This window comes from Collinsella aerofaciens, from assembly GCF_025289055.1.
Taxonomy (GTDB): domain Bacteria; phylum Actinomycetota; class Coriobacteriia; order Coriobacteriales; family Coriobacteriaceae; genus Collinsella.
In genome coordinates, this window is record NZ_JAESIQ010000034.1 from 1 (window position 1) to 14,989 (window position 14,989).

A 14,989-nucleotide genomic window follows, 5' to 3' on the forward strand; every position below is an offset into this window, starting at 1 on the left:
GACACGCATAAAAAGCCTCCCATTTCTCATGTCCAAGAAATGGGAGGCAGTTCACACTACGTGCGGCGGGGGTTCTTTCGTCCTGCGGAGTGTCCGCGAAGGTCAGCCCTCAGATCCTGCTACGACTACGTCCTCGGATTGTGTGGGCTGATGAAGGACGTGGTTGTGGGGGCCTTTTGTCCCCTTCGCTGTTTCGCGGCTTTGCCGCGAAACCTCGCGCCGCTTTGGGGATGGATGGAGGTTTTGGTTGTTGTTGCCTTCTATCCCCGTGCTTTGGGGCTGGTTGCCTTTTTGGAGCTCATCTTTATTCCTTATGCTGAATGAAAAGCCCCATGTTTTTGCAGGGGTGCATACTCGTCTTATTAATGCATAGAATCTCGTATAGTGCGAGTAAGATATTACGCTGTCTGTTTTGTGTTTAGCAGAGATATAGTTTGCATAATCTGGTCGAATCCCTGCTCTATTAAAATAAAGTCGCACGTAAATGGCGTAGATATGCCTAAGCTGGGCTTCTTTACGCTGAGCGGGTAAAAATGACCGTTCACCGTTCAACTGTTTTCAAAATGAATAAAATAAGGGATAACAGGAATATAAACCTTAATAAACTCGTGTATCGCACGGACACGGGTTATTAATGGGTTGTAGGCCTTTTACAGAAAGGATTCCAGCAATGTCTAAGCCTCTTGGCAAGCCCGATCGTATTGTCGTCGCCCTTGGCGGCAACGCCCTCGGCAACAACCCCGTTGAGCAGATCGAGGCCGTGAGCAACACCGCTCACGCTCTTCTCGGCCTGATCGAGCAGGGTAACGAGATCATCATCACCCACGGCAACGGCCCGCAGGTCGGCATGATCCAGAACGCCTTCGCCGCTGCCCACGACGCCATCGGCACCCCCGAGATGCCGCTGCCCGAGTGCGGCGCCATGTCCCAGGGCTACATTGGTTATCACCTGCAGCAGGGCATCGGCCGCGAGATGCACAAGCGCTATAAGCGTTGGCACGCCGCCACCGTCGTCACCCAGATCGAGTGCGACCCGGATGATCCCGCGTTCAAGAACCCGACTAAGCCGATCGGCCCCTTCTATACCGAGGAGCAGGCCAAGGAGTTCATGGCCGAGGATCCCTCCAAGGTCTTCGTCGAGGATTCCGGCCGCGGCTGGCGTCGCGTCGTCGCTTCCCCCGATCCCAAGAAGATCGTCGAGGCTGACTCCATCCTCAACCTGCTCGACAACGAGTTCATCGTCATCGCCTGCGGTGGCGGCGGCATCCCCGTCGTCCGCGACTACGAGAACAAGGGCTGCTACAAGGGCGTTCCCGCTGTCATCGACAAGGACCTGGGCGGCGAGCTGCTGGCCGAGGACTGCGATGCCGACGTTCTGTTCCTGTTGACCGCCGTTGAGCATGTCGCCATCAACTTTGGCAAGCCCAACCAGGAGGAGCTCGAGGAGCTCACCGCCGACGAGGCCGAGCGTCTGGCCGATGAGGGTCAGTTCGGCAAGGGTTCCATGGAGCCCAAGGTCCGCGCTGCCATCAAGTTCGCCCGTTCCCGCAAGGGCCGCACCTGCATCATCGGCGCTCTGGACAAGGCCGCCGAGACCATGGCCGGCCTCTCCGGTACCCGCATCCACGAGTAGTCTCTACTCTGCTGCATCTCTCGTGGGCGCCAGGCAAAGCGCCCACAAACTAGCCTCTCTTCATGAGCCCCGCAGTCCGCTCCGACTGCGGGGCTTTTGCTATTCACCTAGTCATTGGGGACGTTCTTAAATGACTAGTAGTAGGCCCACATGGCTTCGATTTCGTTGAGGACTTCTACGACGCCCCAGCGGCGGGCACTGCGGCTTTGCGAGTTGGGGTCGTAGACTCCCACTTGATCGGCATCGTCGATGCCCCAGAGCACGATATAGTGTCCAACGCTGGTAAAGGTGCCGGGACGAACCGATGCGATGATGGGCGCGCCCGAGCGCAGCGCCTGGGTGATGGAGCTGCGATCGATATGGAGCTCAGTTCCGTTAAGGCCCAGCTGCCATGCGCCGCTCGTCATAAACGACCACTCGGTGGCACCGGTGGGGGCATAGTTGCCCGCCTCGGAAAGAGCGCACATATCGACCGGCGTCATATCGGTGTGACCGGTCTTATAGATGTAGACCATGGTAAGGCAGGTAGGGCCGCAGGCATTTTGACGGATGGTACCGCCGGCGTAGGGTAGCTCCGACCATGCCGGGTCAATCTGATAGATGTGGGGCATGGTGCCGGCTTGCCACTGCGCACGCGGGGTCGAAAACGCAAACGAATAGCCGGGCGCGACCGGGGCCTTGAGCAGCTTATCCTCGGCGGTTGGATCGAGGCCGGCCGAGCCGTGGGAGATACAGGAGCTCATAAGCACAAAGACCAGACAGGTGAGGATAGAGCACAGTGCGAGGCGAAGTCGACGAGCTGACAGGGCGGGGGCATTCACGTACGATGTCGAGCGGTAAGGCTTGCCGTCGCGTCCGCCTTGGGGATGCGAAAAGAAGCGGTTGATATGGATGCCGGGCTGACGTGCGCCGTTGCGGCGCAGTTGCGGAACCTCGGCCTGACGCTGTCGAGTGCGCGCGCCCAAGCGGCTATCTTGCTGCGCGCTTGTGGCCGTACTCGGACGGCCGCTCTGCCGTGTTCTGCTTGTCTGCTGCCGAGACGAAGGTCTGGGTTGCTCTTGAGGGCGTTGCGGATTGCTGCTCGTGGCACTTCTGGGCGTCGGCGTGGTACGGCCAGCAAGGCGAACGCTTTGTCGCCGTTGATCACCGTCGTTGTATCCGTATGCCATTCGTACCGCCTTGTCTCATATATAACCTGTCTATCCTACAAAAAAGATGTGCAACAAATGGGTCCGCGCGTCAAAAGCTCGGTAAACGGTACGAAAGGCGCAAAACACACGGCCTCAAAAACATCTCTATATGCGTCCGATGAGCGTACGCCCGTCGGACGGGCGGCAACAATGAGCGGCAAACCGTGCCGTTCGTCCCAAAAACGGCGCCGCTCGTTTTGCAGTTCTGCCTTCGGTCGAGCTACAAGCGGAGCTGCTGCGCCAAGGCCGTATCTTAAAGCCACGAAATAAAAGAGCGCGGCAAAACAGACCGCGCAAGGGGTGACGTCAAGGGGCGTCAAAAAGGAAAGGAGGGGAACAATGGCGGACAAGAACGCAGAAGTTGCAGTCGAGGATAACGGCGGCATGAAGAAAACGCTTTCGCTCTGGAACTTCTTCACCATCGGTTTCGGTGCCATCATCGGTACCGGTTGGGTTCTGCAGGTCGGCGACTGGATGGTCGTGGGCGGCGGTCCCGTTCCCGCTATGATCGCATTCCTCTTGGGTGCAATCTTCCTCGTGCCCGTCGGAGCTGTTTTCGGTGAGCTCACGGCTGCTATCCCCATCTCGGGCGGCATCGTCGAGTATGTCGATCGTAGCTTTGGCCGTACGCTGAGCTACATCACCGGTTGGCTTTTGGCCCTGGGCAACGGCATCCTGTGCCCGTGGGAGGCCATCGCCATTTCGACCCTCGTGTCCGAGATGTTCGGCAGCCTGCCCGGTCTTGAGTGGCTGCGCGCCGTTAAGCTCTACACCATCCTGGGCGCCGACGTTTACCTGTTCCCGACGCTGATCGCGCTCGGCTTCGCAGCCTACGTCATCTTCCTCAACTTCCGCGGTGCCAGCTCGGCCGCCAAGCTCCAGGCCTTCCTGACCAAGGCTCTGCTCTGCGGCATGCTGCTCGCCATGGGCGTCTCGCTGTTCACCGGCTCGCCGGACAACGCCATGCCCGTGTTCTCCCAGGTCACCGGCGCTGGCGGCGGTAAGGCCGCTACCGAGGGCACCAGCCTGTTCGCCGGCATCGTGTCGGTCCTGGTTCTGACCCCGTTCTTCTACGCCGGTTTCGACACCATTCCTCAGCAGGCTGAGGAAGCAGCCGAGGGCCTCAACTGGAACAAGTTCGGCAAGATCATCTCCCTGGCTCTGCTGGCCGCCGGCGGCTTCTACATGGTCTGCATCTACTCGTTCGGCACCATTCTCGACTGGCATGAGTTTGTTAAGAGCCCGGTTCCCGCGCTTGCCTGCCTCAAGGGCATCAACATGCTTCTGTACCTGGCCATGCTCGTCATCGCCACGCTTGGACCCATGGGCCCGATGAATTCCTTCTACGGCGCCACGAGCCGCATCATGCTTGCCATGGGCCGCAAGGGCCAGCTGCCCGAGAAGTTCGCCGAGGTCGACCCCAAGTCCGGCGCTCCCAAGCTCGCCTGCGTCGTTCTGGGCGTCATCACCGTCATCGGTCCGTTCCTGGGCAAGAACATGCTCATCCCTCTGACCAACGTGTCGGCTCTCGCCTTCATCTTCTCCTGCGGTATGGTCGCCCTCGCCTGCCTGCGCATGCGCTTCACCGAGCCCGACCTGCCTCGTCCCTACGAGGTGCCCGGCGGCAAGTTTGGCATCGGCCTCGCTATCGCTGCCTGCGCCATCATCATCGGCCTGCTCGTGATTCCGTTCTCTCCCGCCTCCCTCAACATGGTGGAGTGGAGCATCGTGATCGGTTGGTTGGCTATTGGCCTGGCCCTCATGGCTTTCACCAATTCCCGCAAAAAGTAACGCCTAGCCGGGGCGGATCGGGTGCGCGGAATCCTCTCTCCCGCGCACCGAACCCGGCACCACTTGGGTAGCTTTGTGAGGCCTTAACCCAACACGGCCTCGCCCACTATATGGATCCATAAGGAGGAACCATGTCCACTAAGTATGCAATCGTTGGCGGTAAGCTCATCGACGGTACCGGCGCCGAGCCGGTCGAGAACTCCCTCGTTCTCGTCGACGACAACGGCAAGATCGAGTACGCCGGTGTTATGCAGGACCTTCCCGAGGGCATTGAGGTTATCGACGCCGCCGGCAAGACCGTCCTTCCCGGCCTGATCGACACTCACCTGCACTTCTCGGGCAACCTGACCGACGATGACACCGATTGGGTCATGCAGCCGCTCCTCGAGAAGCAGGCCGTCGCCGTCAAGCAGGCCTACGACTGCCTCACCCACGGCCTCACCACCGTCTGCGAGATCGGCCGCTTTGGTATCCAGATCCGTGACTGCATCGACAAGGGCGTCTTTAAGGGCCCGCGCGTTCTGGCCACCGGCCTCGGCTTCTGCCGCGTTGCCGGTCACGGTGACTCCCACCACTGCACCCAGGAGCTCAACAAGGAATCCCATCCCTGGGGCGACCAGGTCGACGGTCCTTGGGATCTGCGCAAGGCCGTCCGCCGTCGCCTGCGCGAGAACCCCGATGCCATCAAGATCTGGGCTACCGGTGGCGGCATCTGGCGCTGGGACTCCGGTCGCGACCAGCACTATTGCTCCGAGGAGATTCAGGCCGTGGTCGAAGAGGCCAAGATGGTCGGCATCCCCGTGTGGAGCCACTGCTACAACAACCATGCCGCTGCCTACGATTCCGTCCGCTTTGGCTGCGAGCAGCTGATTCACGGCTTCGATATCGATGAGCGCACCATGGACCTCATGGCCGAGCAGGGCACCTTCTTCACCCCGACGATCGCCTTCCTGCCCACCTGGTACGCCACCTATCCGCCCGTCTACGTCCCCGAGCTGCACGACAAGTACGAGGGCACCCTGGTCGAGAAGGAGCTGCAGCGCAACTACGACTGCCTGCGCGAGGCCAAGAAGCGCGGCGTCGTCATGACGATCGGCTCCGACTCCTTCTCCTTCGTCACCCCGTACGGCACCTGCTCCATCGAGGAGATGTACGAGTTCGTCGACAAGATCGGCTTCACCCCGGTCGAGACCATTACCTGCGCCACCCTCAACGGTGCCAAGATGTGCCATATCGAGGACGAGACCGGTTCCATCGAGGCCGGCAAGTGTGCCGATCTGCTGGTCGTCAACGGTGACGTCGCCGCCGACATCCACGTGCTCAACACCGACAACATGGACGTCATCATGAAGGGCGGCTGGATCGTCGAGGCTGGCACCTTTGGCGAGGCCAACAAATACAGCGCCTAAGATACCGTTTGTCGATGGCTGGATGTAAAACACAGCTTTTGATTGCATAATGCAATGGAGAGGGTCGCTTGCGGCCCTCTTTATTGCTATGGGTGCGATAGATAAAAGGGGATGACGGTGGATTTAAACAGGCTGATTCTGGGCAAGAGCTACAACTCTACCAAGGTCTTTCGTACGGCCCAACATGTGGTCCAGGCCATCCTGCTCGGTGTTGTCGTTCCGGCGCTTATCCTGCTGCTTATCTGGGATTTAACCGATAATCCCAATCCCGTTCCGGGCGTCGTGGTCATTGCCGGCATGGTCATGCTGTGCTTCTTCTTCTCGTATGTCTTTGTGGTCCCCGATGACCTCACATCGAGCGCAACCGACCGTACGCTTGCCATCGCATCAAAAATATTCGCCTACACGTCGCGCGGCCTTACGCCCGAAGCGGCCCTGGGCGCCTCTAAAATCATCCTGTCCGAGACCATCGCCTCTGCCATCTGTTTTACCGACGGCAAGCAGGTGCTGGCAAGCTGGGGCGAGGACTCGGCAAAGTGCCCTGCCGGCACTCCGGTCGTGCTCAAGACCACGCTCAACGTGATCGAGTCCGGCGAACAGAGCGTGTTTTCGCGTGACGCCTCCAATGAGACGGGCGGCTATTTTCCCCGCCTGCGCGCCGGCATTGTCGCGCCGCTTACCGTGCGCGGGCATTGTGTGGGCACACTCGAGCTGTATTACCCCCGCCTGAGCAGCATCGATATGCGCCAGACGGCCCTTGCCTCGGGTTTTGCCGACCTCATTTCCACGCAGCTCGCCAGCTTTGAGCTCGAGCGCCAAGACGAGCTCACGGCCCGCGTTGAGCTTCGCGCCCTGCAGTCGCAGGTCGACCCGCATTTTCTATTCAATACCATTAGCACGATCGTGTCGCTCGTTCGAACCGAGCCCGACAAGGCGCGATCGCTGCTGATCGACTTTTCCAACTACTATCGTCAGACGCTTTCTGATTCCGATACGCTCACCACGCTCGAGCACGAGGTGGAACAGGGCACTCGTTATATCAATCTTATGCAGGCCCGGTATGGTGACGGTCGTCTGCGCGTTTCGGTCGACATCGACTTTGAGGTGCGCGACAGCCTGGTGCCGCCGTTTATCTTGCAGCCGTTGCTCGAAAACTGCATCAAGCACGCGCAGCGCGAGACCGAGCCGCTTTCTATTCGTGTTAGGGCTTTCGAGACCGATGACGGTTTGGAGATCATCGTCGAGGACGATGGCATCGGTATGAGCGAAGAGGTCTGCGCGCATCTGTTTGAGCAACATCGCCTGGAGGAGCCCGAGAGCATTACCGCCGACGGCTCCGTCAAGCGAGGTTGCGGCCTGGCGCTCTTCAACGTGCTTCAGCGCATCCATTTCTTTTACGGAGAAGATTCCGGCATGCGCGTGAAGTCCCAGGAGGGCGTGGGAACGCAGGTCATCGTCGAGCTGAACGGCGAGCCGCATGAGCCGGCGCCGTTGACGGCGTAGCACGCGGTTGGATTGAGAGAAAAAGAGGGGAAGCACATATGTCCGAAGGCTGGAACATCTTGGTGGTTGATGACGAGCCTCCCATTAGGGCTGAGCTACGCTATCTGTTGGAAAAGGATACGCGTGTGGGTCAGATTGCCGAGGCGGGCAATGTCACCGAAGCCGTGGAGTCGATTCTGTCGAACAAGCCCGACGTGTTGTTTTTAGACATTACCATGCCCGGTCGTTCGGGAATTGAGCTTGCCGAGACGCTGCAGAACCTAAAGACGCCGCCGGTGGTTGTGTTTGTGACGGCGTTTGCCGAATTTGCCGCTGATGCGTATAACCTCGATGCGGTCGACTATGTCGTCAAGCCGGTCGAGGACGCACGCCTGTCAAAGGCACTCGACAAGATCGAGGCAGCCTTGGGTGCCCGTCGTGTTATCCATGCTCCGCGCCAGCCTTTGCGTCTGACGGTGGACCGCGGGGGCAAAAAGGTGTTCATTCCCGCCGCAGACGTCTGCTACTTTGAGGCGCGCGCCGATTTTTGCAACGCCATCTGCGCCGAGGGAACATACCTGATCAATGAGTCGATTTCCTCGCTCGAGCGGCGCCTGGCCCCCGAGGGCTTTATCCGTGTCCACCGCAGCTATCTGGTCAATTTGGAAGACGTGCACAATGTCGAGATCGGTTCCACGGGTCTTATGGAGCTCAGGCTCGATCGCGTAACCTCGACGGTGCCCGTGTCCCGCCGTCGCGCTGCCGAGGTTAAAGCACACTTGGGGCTTGCGTAGACGGTCTGCGTGCCGTCGTTTACCATCGCAGGTTTGGCATGGGCGCGCGGTGGGCATAATGGGTGGCATCGAATGAAATCGAAAGGATCATTATGCCCGCGCTTATCACCCATCATCTGTTTGGCGAGGAAAGCATCGACCGTCTTCCGCAGGGCGTCATCACGTCCGATGAAGAGCGCATTGCCTTTATCTTGGGCAACCAAGGCCCCGACCCGTTTTTCTTTCACATTCTGACACCGCGTGTTTCCGACTGCACGCTGCTGGCGCAGGTCATGCATCGGTCGCGCATGTCTCGCCAGTTCGCGTGCCTGCGCGACGGCGTGTCGCATCTGCTGCCGCGCGACGCCAGCTTGGGTCGCGCCTTTGCGCTGGGCCTGCTGTCTCATTACGTGCTCGACCGCAACGCCCATCCTTTTGTCTATGAGCAGCAGTTTGGCATCGTGGAGTCCGATTCAGAGCTTGAGGATTCGAGCAGTCAGGTTCATGCCGTGATCGAGAGCGACCTGGATGTACTGATGCTGCAGCTTAAACGCGCCGGCGCTACGGTCGACGATTACCCGCCGGCGGGCGAGATCGTCACCACCGATCGCATCAATCGCGTGGCCGGCGTGCTGATGAGCTATGTTGCCGGACGCGTGTACGGCATTGACATTCCGGCGGGGGAGTACGGTGCTGCCGTTGCCAATATGCAGCGCCTTTACCGCGCGATTGAGCCGGCCGGCTCCGCAAAGACGCGCGCGATCTCGCTGGTTGAGGGCTTGGTGCACGACTACTCGCTGCTCGATGGCCTTGCCCATCGCGTGACGACGGAGCTGCCCGAGCGCACCGGCAACCTGGGCCATCTGACATGGAAGAATCCCTTTACCGACGAGGTCTCGAACGAGAGTTTCCCCGAGGTCTTTGATCGCGCGCTGGTCGATTACGAGTGCACGGTCGCACGTTTTATCGAGACCGGTGACATGGATGCCGTGACCAGTCACGTCAACTACAGCGGTCGCGTGCTCGAAGCCGATGAGGAGTTCGACCGCGAGGAATAGGGCCCGTGCGTGCCCCTTTGCCGAATCCTTACCGGCGGTTCTGGACAATTGGGGTACGATGAACTAACTGCATATCGGGCGAATACGAAGGGTCCCTGTCCATGAAATACACCAAGCTCGAGCGTAACTGGGTTATGTATGATGTGGGCAATTCGGCCCTTGTGCTGCTCAATACCTCGGTGGTGCCCATTTACTTTAACGCCATCAATACCGGCGCTTCCTCGGCCGACCTGGTGGTCGCTTGGGGCAATGCGCAGACGATCGCCTCGCTGGTCATCGCCATGCTCATGCCCGTTCTGGGCGCGCTTGCCGACTACGCCGGCAACAAGATCAAGTTCTTCTTGGGCTTCTTCCTCACGGGCCTGGTGCTTTGCCTGGCGCAGGCTATCCCAATGTCCGCCATGGCATTTTTGACCGTGTACGTGCTGTGCACCATCGGCCTTAACTCTTCTATGACGTTCTACGACGCCATGCTGCCCGACATTACCACCGACGAGCGCATGGACGCCGTGTCCAGCTCGGGCTATGCCTGGGGCTACATCGGTTCCACCGTGCCGTTCGTCATCTGCCTGGCGCTCATCATGGGCGGCCCCGCTCTTGGCGTCCCCACCATGCTGGCAACGCGTCTGTCGTTTATCATCACTGGTGCCTGGTGGCTCATCTTTACTCTGCCGCTCATTCGCACCTATAAGCAAAAGTACGGTCGCGAGCGCGGTCCCGAGGACACCATCGGCCACATCGTGGGCGGTGTGTTCTCCGAGGTCGGACACACCATGCGCGAGATCGCCCACAACAAGACCGTGCTGGTCTACATGATCGCGTTCTTCTTCTATATCGACGGTGTGCACACGGTCATTTCCATGGCAACCAGCTACGGATCGGCCTTGGGCATCGATTCGACCCAGTTGGTCCTGGCGCTGCTCGTTACGCAGTTCGTGGCCTTTCCGTCCGCCATCATCTACGGCAAGCTCGCCGGCCGCGTGGGCACGCTCAACATGATCTTGGTGGCAGTCGCCGCCTATATGGGCATTGTGCTGTTCGCCGCGTTCTTCCTAAAGACCGCCTTTGAGTTTTGGGTGCTTGCCATTATGGTCGGCCTGTTCCAGGGCGGCGTGCAGGCGCTCAGCCGTAGCTACTTTGGCCGCATTATCCCCAAGGAAAAATCCAACGAGTACTACGGCTTCTTTGACATCTTTGGTCGTTATGCAAGCGTTATGGGCACCTTCCTGGTGTCGGTCGTCACCTCGCTGACCGGCAACCCGTCGCTGGGCGTCCTTTCCATTGGCGTGCTGCTGGTCGTTGGCTTTATGCTGCTGGTCCGCCTGTCCCGCATGACTCGGGCGGCAGAGCATGCCGCATAGGAGCGAGCGGCTATTGTGCCTGTCCACGGTACTCTTTTGGGGTTATCCGCAATAAACATTGCGACTTGCGAGCAATGATTTGCCCAAGTGGGTATGATGGAATCAGCTAGGTCGCGGGGCGTCGCCTGTGTTTGGCGGCGTCCCGTTTTTGTGTTGCAGGGAGGGTAAGGCATGAACGCCACAGTCGTGATTCCAACGTATTGGGCGGGCGATGACGCTTGCGCAAACGCCCCTGGCACCTATGACCATTCGACGCGACTCAACGCCGACAATCCCGAACTCGACCGCTGCCTGGCCTCGCTTGAGCAGGTACGTGACATCCCGCGCATCATCCTTTTGGTGGTCTGTCCCGTTTCTGCCACAGCCGATGTGTCGCTGCGCGTGCACGAGATTGTCGACGCGCATCCCACGCTCAAGGTCACCGTTGTCACCAACACCCAGGCCTCGCGCATTGCAGACCGGGTTGCTCAGATCGCGCCCAAGGGTTCGGGCGAGTGCGTGAGCCTGCGAGGCTACGGTGCCATCCGCAACATGGGGCTAGCCTGTGCCGCTGTGCTGGGGCATGACGCGGTTATCTTTTTGGATGACGATGAGACTGTCATCGACGCCGACTTTATGAAGCGCGCGACCTATGCGTTGGGGCAGCAGACACGTCAGGGCTTGCCGATCTTGGTCAAGAGCGGCTATTTCTACGATCGCGACGGCTCGCCGCTGGCTCCCACGGACAAGGCGGGCATCTGCCATCGTTGGTGGACCAAGCGCATCGAGTTCAACCGTTGGATGAAAAAGGCGCTCTCGGGCACCCGCATCTCGCGCTCCAACTACGTGTGCGGCGGCCTGATGGCCCTGCACGCCCGCGCCTTTACGCGTGTAGCCTTTGACCCGTTTATCACCCGCGGCGAGGACTTGGATTACCTCTTTAACATGCGCATGTTTGGCTACGACGTGTGGTTCGATAACGAGTGGACCGTGCGTCATCTGCCTCCGGAGTCCGAAAAGCGCTCACCGCGCTTTATGCAGGATGTATACCGTTGGTACTACGAAAGGGCAAAGTTGACATTCGCCGCGCATCAAAAGGAGCTCATTCCCGTTACGGCGGCATCGCTCATGCCCTACCCGGGCCCGTGGATTTCGCGCGAGCTCGACGACCGCGTGCGCAAGACCGCTATGGTCCGCAGCGTGTTTACCCGCGAGCATGAGGGCTACCTGCGCATCTGGCGCCACGGTATTGACGAGGCCAAGACCTACGCGCGCCAAAACGCCGCAAGCTACCTGCGTTTCCAGAGCTTTTGGCCCAAGATCATGGACGGGCTTTGGCGTGACGCACAACTGATCAGTATCCTGGAGGGGGCCGAATGATCGACCGCCGCGCCCAGCGCGATAGTTCAATATCAATCTTTCGCATCATTGCCGTTGCCTGCGCCATTTGCGTGCTGGTGTACTTTATTTTTGCCTTGGTGACCGGTATCGAGCCGATCGCCACGGTGATTGCCTGCGCGCTGCTGTGCATCTTTCTGTGCATCTTTATCTTTTTGACGCTCAATCCCGATTCGGTGCGCTCCCAGTACACCGAGGAGACGCTCTCGGTGGCCTCGGCCATGCTCGAGGACATTAAGGGCGGTCTGACGCAGGAGTCGGCGCGTTTGGTGTGCCGGCGCATTTTGCCCGAGACGCGCGCCATGACGGTGGCCATCACCGACGAGGGCAACGTGTTGGCCTGCGCGGGCGAGTTTGAGGAAAAACTACTGCCAGATTCTCCCATCCACACGCTTGCCACACGCTACGTTATCGAACATGGCATCGTGCAGTCGTTCAACCGTATGGTGGATGTCGTGGGCTCGGATGGCTCGCACAACCAAGTCCCCGCCGGCATTATCGCCCCCATCAAGGTGGGCGATCGTACCGTCGGCACGCTCAAGTTCTACTACAAGACCCCGCGCGCCGTCGACCGTACCCAGTACGCGCTTGCCTCGGGCTTTGCCGAGATCTTGTCCACGCAGCTCGCCATCCACGAGCTCGAGGTGCAAAAGGAACTCACAGCGCGCGCCGAGGTGCGTGCGCTGCAGGCGCAGATTAACCCGCACTTCCTGTTCAACACGCTGAACACCATTGCATCGTTTACGCGCACCGACCCGCTGCGGGCCCGCGAACTGCTTCGTGAGTTCTCATCGTTTTATCGTGCCACGCTCGACAACTCGGGATCGCTTATTCCGGTCTCGCGCGAGGTTGCACAGACCAAGCGCTACCTTACCTTTGAGAAGGCCCGCTTTGGCGAGGACCGCGTGCTTGCGACGTTCGATGTGTCCGAGGACGTGGAAGATACGCTGGTGCCGGCGTTCGTGATCCAGCCGATTGTCGAGAACGCCGTACGTCATGGTATGGGCGATGACGACGCCCTGAGGATCGACGTGACCGTTCACCAAGACGGCGAGGATGCAATCTTGATTGCCGTGGCCGATAATGGCGTGGGCATGGATGAGGGTACCGCCGCCAGACTGTTTGACGAGCGCTCTGCCCGTCCCGACGCCAGCTCTCCCCAGGGTGGCGGCGCCGGTGTGGCCATGCACAATATTTCGGAGCGCATCCATCGCTTTTATGGGCCGCACTCCTATACGCGTGTCGAATCGGCGCCGGGCAAGGGCACCAAAGTGCTCCTTCATCTTGATTTGTCAGAGAGCATCTTTGACATTCAAGAGTAAAATAAAGGGCTACGGGCTCAACGTCATGCGACGGATGCCCGGCGTAGTTAGTTGACGAAAGGTTTTATCCCTATGCTGCGTGCGATGATTGTGGATGATGAGGCGCCGGCTCGCTCGGAGCTTCGCTTCCTGCTCGAGCAAACGGGCAAGATCGGCACGATCACGGAGGCGTCGAGCGTCCGCTCCGCCATCGAGATGCTTATGGAAAGTCGCGTGGATGTCGTGTTTCTCGATATCTCGATGCCCGGTGCCTCGGGCCTGCAACTTGCCGAGGCGCTGCATAAGCTCAAAAATCCGCCGGCGATCGTGTTTGTGACTGCGTATAGTGACCATGCGGTCGAGGCATTCGACGTGGATGCCGTCGATTATCTGATGAAGCCGGTCGAAGAAGCTCGCTTGGATCGCGCGATCGAGAAGGTCATGCAACGCGCCAAGCCGGTTACGGACAGCAAGGTGACCATCGAGCGTATCCCGGTGGAAAAGGGCGGCCGCAAGGTGCTCATTCCCGTGGACGATATTCGCTTTATCATGGCCAAGGACGATTACTCCTGCATCTATACCGTCGATGATCGCTTTTTGTCGACGACCTCGCTGGCGCAGTTTGAGGCCAAGCTCTGCGACTTTGGCTTCTTCCGTGTTCACCGCCGCTATATCGTCAACTTGGCGTGCGTCACGGATGTGGAGACGGTGCCCTCGGGTGCCATCCAGCTGGGCATTACGGGCGTCGACGAACGCGTGCCGGTTTCGCGCCGCCGCGTCGTGCCGCTCAAGAAGGCTCTGAGTCTCTAGCACACTGGCCCCGCAGCCCTGTAGACCCATCGTCTGCGGAGCCGTGGGGCTTTTTTGTATGTATCTGCCGAATCGTTTTTTGCGGAAGGGATCCCATGAACAGCGCAAGCGCCAAGCGCATCGACATCATCTCGGACACCCACGGCTATTTATCGCCTGCGCTCTTGGATGAGCTTGAGGGCGCAGACCTGATCATTCACGCCGGCGATCTCACGTCAGAGATGGACTACGAGCACCTATGCACCATCGCCCCCGTGCGGGCCGTACTGGGCAACAACGATTACTACCGCGACTACGGTCCCGATGTAGACCGTCTTGCGCTCTTTACCTACGAAGGCCTCAAATTCGCCGTAGCCCACTACCGCGAAGACCTTCCGGTGGGATCCGTAGACGTAGCCATCAATGGTCACACCCACGTAACCAAAGAAGCCCAAGTGGGCCGTTGTTTAGTCCTCAACCCGGGCAGCGCTAGCTACCCCAGAGGCACCCGAGGCCCCACCATGGCCAGAATGCTAGTAAAAGACGGCAAGATCATAAGCACCAAATTTATTGATCTAGAGTAACCACAACAAAAACGGGGGATGCAAATGCGTCCCCCGTTTCCATTTGAGCCAAAGGCAGAGCTTCAACAAAAACAATCAGACCAACCCCGCCGAGGAGCACGCGGGCTAGCCGCGCAGCGGCGCACGCCCGCAAAACTGGTTGAATAATGTGACGGCAGGGAGGGCTTCCGGGGCTGAGGGCGGGGGTTAAGTTTGTCGCGAGTTCCGCACGCAAAGGAAAGCACTTAATGTGCTTTCCGTC

Annotated in this window: 12 protein-coding genes; 11 read left to right on the forward strand and 1 reads right to left on the reverse strand. The window is 59.5% G+C overall.

The window, feature by feature from the left end; translation table 11 throughout:
- Positions 1 to 670: 670 nt before the first annotated feature.
- Positions 671 to 1,633, forward strand: a complete 963-nt coding sequence (gene arcC, locus JMJ97_RS09160; protein WP_260700059.1) for a carbamate kinase — start codon at positions 671 to 673, stop codon at positions 1,631 to 1,633.
- 134 nt (positions 1,634 to 1,767) lie between these two features.
- Here the strand turns inward: arcC and JMJ97_RS09165 are convergent, their stop codons facing one another.
- A complete protein-coding gene (locus tag JMJ97_RS09165; protein ID WP_260700061.1) occupies positions 1,768 to 2,598 on the reverse strand; it encodes a C39 family peptidase in 831 nt (276 codons plus the stop codon).
- A gap of 564 nt (positions 2,599 to 3,162) precedes the next feature.
- Here JMJ97_RS09165 and JMJ97_RS09170 point away from each other — a divergent pair.
- From JMJ97_RS09170 to JMJ97_RS09215, 10 genes are all read left to right on the forward strand, one after another.
- Positions 3,163 to 4,614 carry an APC family permease gene (locus tag JMJ97_RS09170; RefSeq protein WP_260700062.1) on the forward strand — a complete coding sequence of 484 codons (1,452 nt, stop codon included), beginning with the start codon at positions 3,163 to 3,165 and terminating at the stop codon, positions 4,612 to 4,614.
- Between the two features lie 131 nt (positions 4,615 to 4,745).
- Positions 4,746 to 6,023 carry a metal-dependent hydrolase family protein gene (locus JMJ97_RS09175; RefSeq protein WP_260700063.1) on the forward strand — a complete coding sequence of 426 codons (1,278 nt, stop codon included), beginning with the start codon at positions 4,746 to 4,748 and terminating at the stop codon, positions 6,021 to 6,023.
- Positions 6,024 to 6,140: 117 nt separating this feature from the next.
- Positions 6,141 to 7,526, forward strand: a complete 1,386-nt coding sequence (locus JMJ97_RS09180; RefSeq protein WP_260700064.1) for a sensor histidine kinase — start codon at positions 6,141 to 6,143, stop codon at positions 7,524 to 7,526.
- 38 nt (positions 7,527 to 7,564) lie between these two features.
- Positions 7,565 to 8,299 carry a LytR/AlgR family response regulator transcription factor gene (locus tag JMJ97_RS09185; RefSeq protein ID WP_260700065.1) on the forward strand — a complete coding sequence of 245 codons (735 nt, stop codon included), beginning with the start codon at positions 7,565 to 7,567 and terminating at the stop codon, positions 8,297 to 8,299.
- Positions 8,300 to 8,391: 92 nt separating this feature from the next.
- Positions 8,392 to 9,336 carry a zinc dependent phospholipase C family protein gene (locus JMJ97_RS09190; protein ID WP_260700066.1) on the forward strand — a complete coding sequence of 315 codons (945 nt, stop codon included), beginning with the start codon at positions 8,392 to 8,394 and terminating at the stop codon, positions 9,334 to 9,336.
- A 101-nt stretch (positions 9,337 to 9,437) separates the two neighbouring features.
- Positions 9,438 to 10,697, forward strand: a complete 1,260-nt coding sequence (locus JMJ97_RS09195; protein ID WP_260700067.1) for an MFS transporter — start codon at positions 9,438 to 9,440, stop codon at positions 10,695 to 10,697.
- 171 nt (positions 10,698 to 10,868) lie between these two features.
- Positions 10,869 to 12,056 carry a glycosyltransferase gene (locus JMJ97_RS09200; protein WP_152067295.1) on the forward strand — a complete coding sequence of 396 codons (1,188 nt, stop codon included), beginning with the start codon at positions 10,869 to 10,871 and terminating at the stop codon, positions 12,054 to 12,056.
- The gene (locus JMJ97_RS09205) at positions 12,053 to 13,396 is read left to right on the forward strand and encodes a histidine kinase (protein ID WP_055310084.1); all 1,344 of its coding nucleotides are present in this window, start codon (positions 12,053 to 12,055) and stop codon (positions 13,394 to 13,396) included. Before JMJ97_RS09200 ends, JMJ97_RS09205 begins: the two co-directional genes overlap by 4 nt.
- A gap of 72 nt (positions 13,397 to 13,468) precedes the next feature.
- Complete coding sequence (locus tag JMJ97_RS09210; protein ID WP_006235156.1) at positions 13,469 to 14,185, forward strand: LytR/AlgR family response regulator transcription factor; 717 nt, start codon at positions 13,469 to 13,471, stop codon at positions 14,183 to 14,185.
- Between the two features lie 95 nt (positions 14,186 to 14,280).
- Entirely contained in the window at positions 14,281 to 14,748 is a 468-nt protein-coding gene (locus tag JMJ97_RS09215; RefSeq protein ID WP_022094114.1) for a YfcE family phosphodiesterase, read from the forward strand.
- Positions 14,749 to 14,989 lie beyond the last annotated feature (241 nt).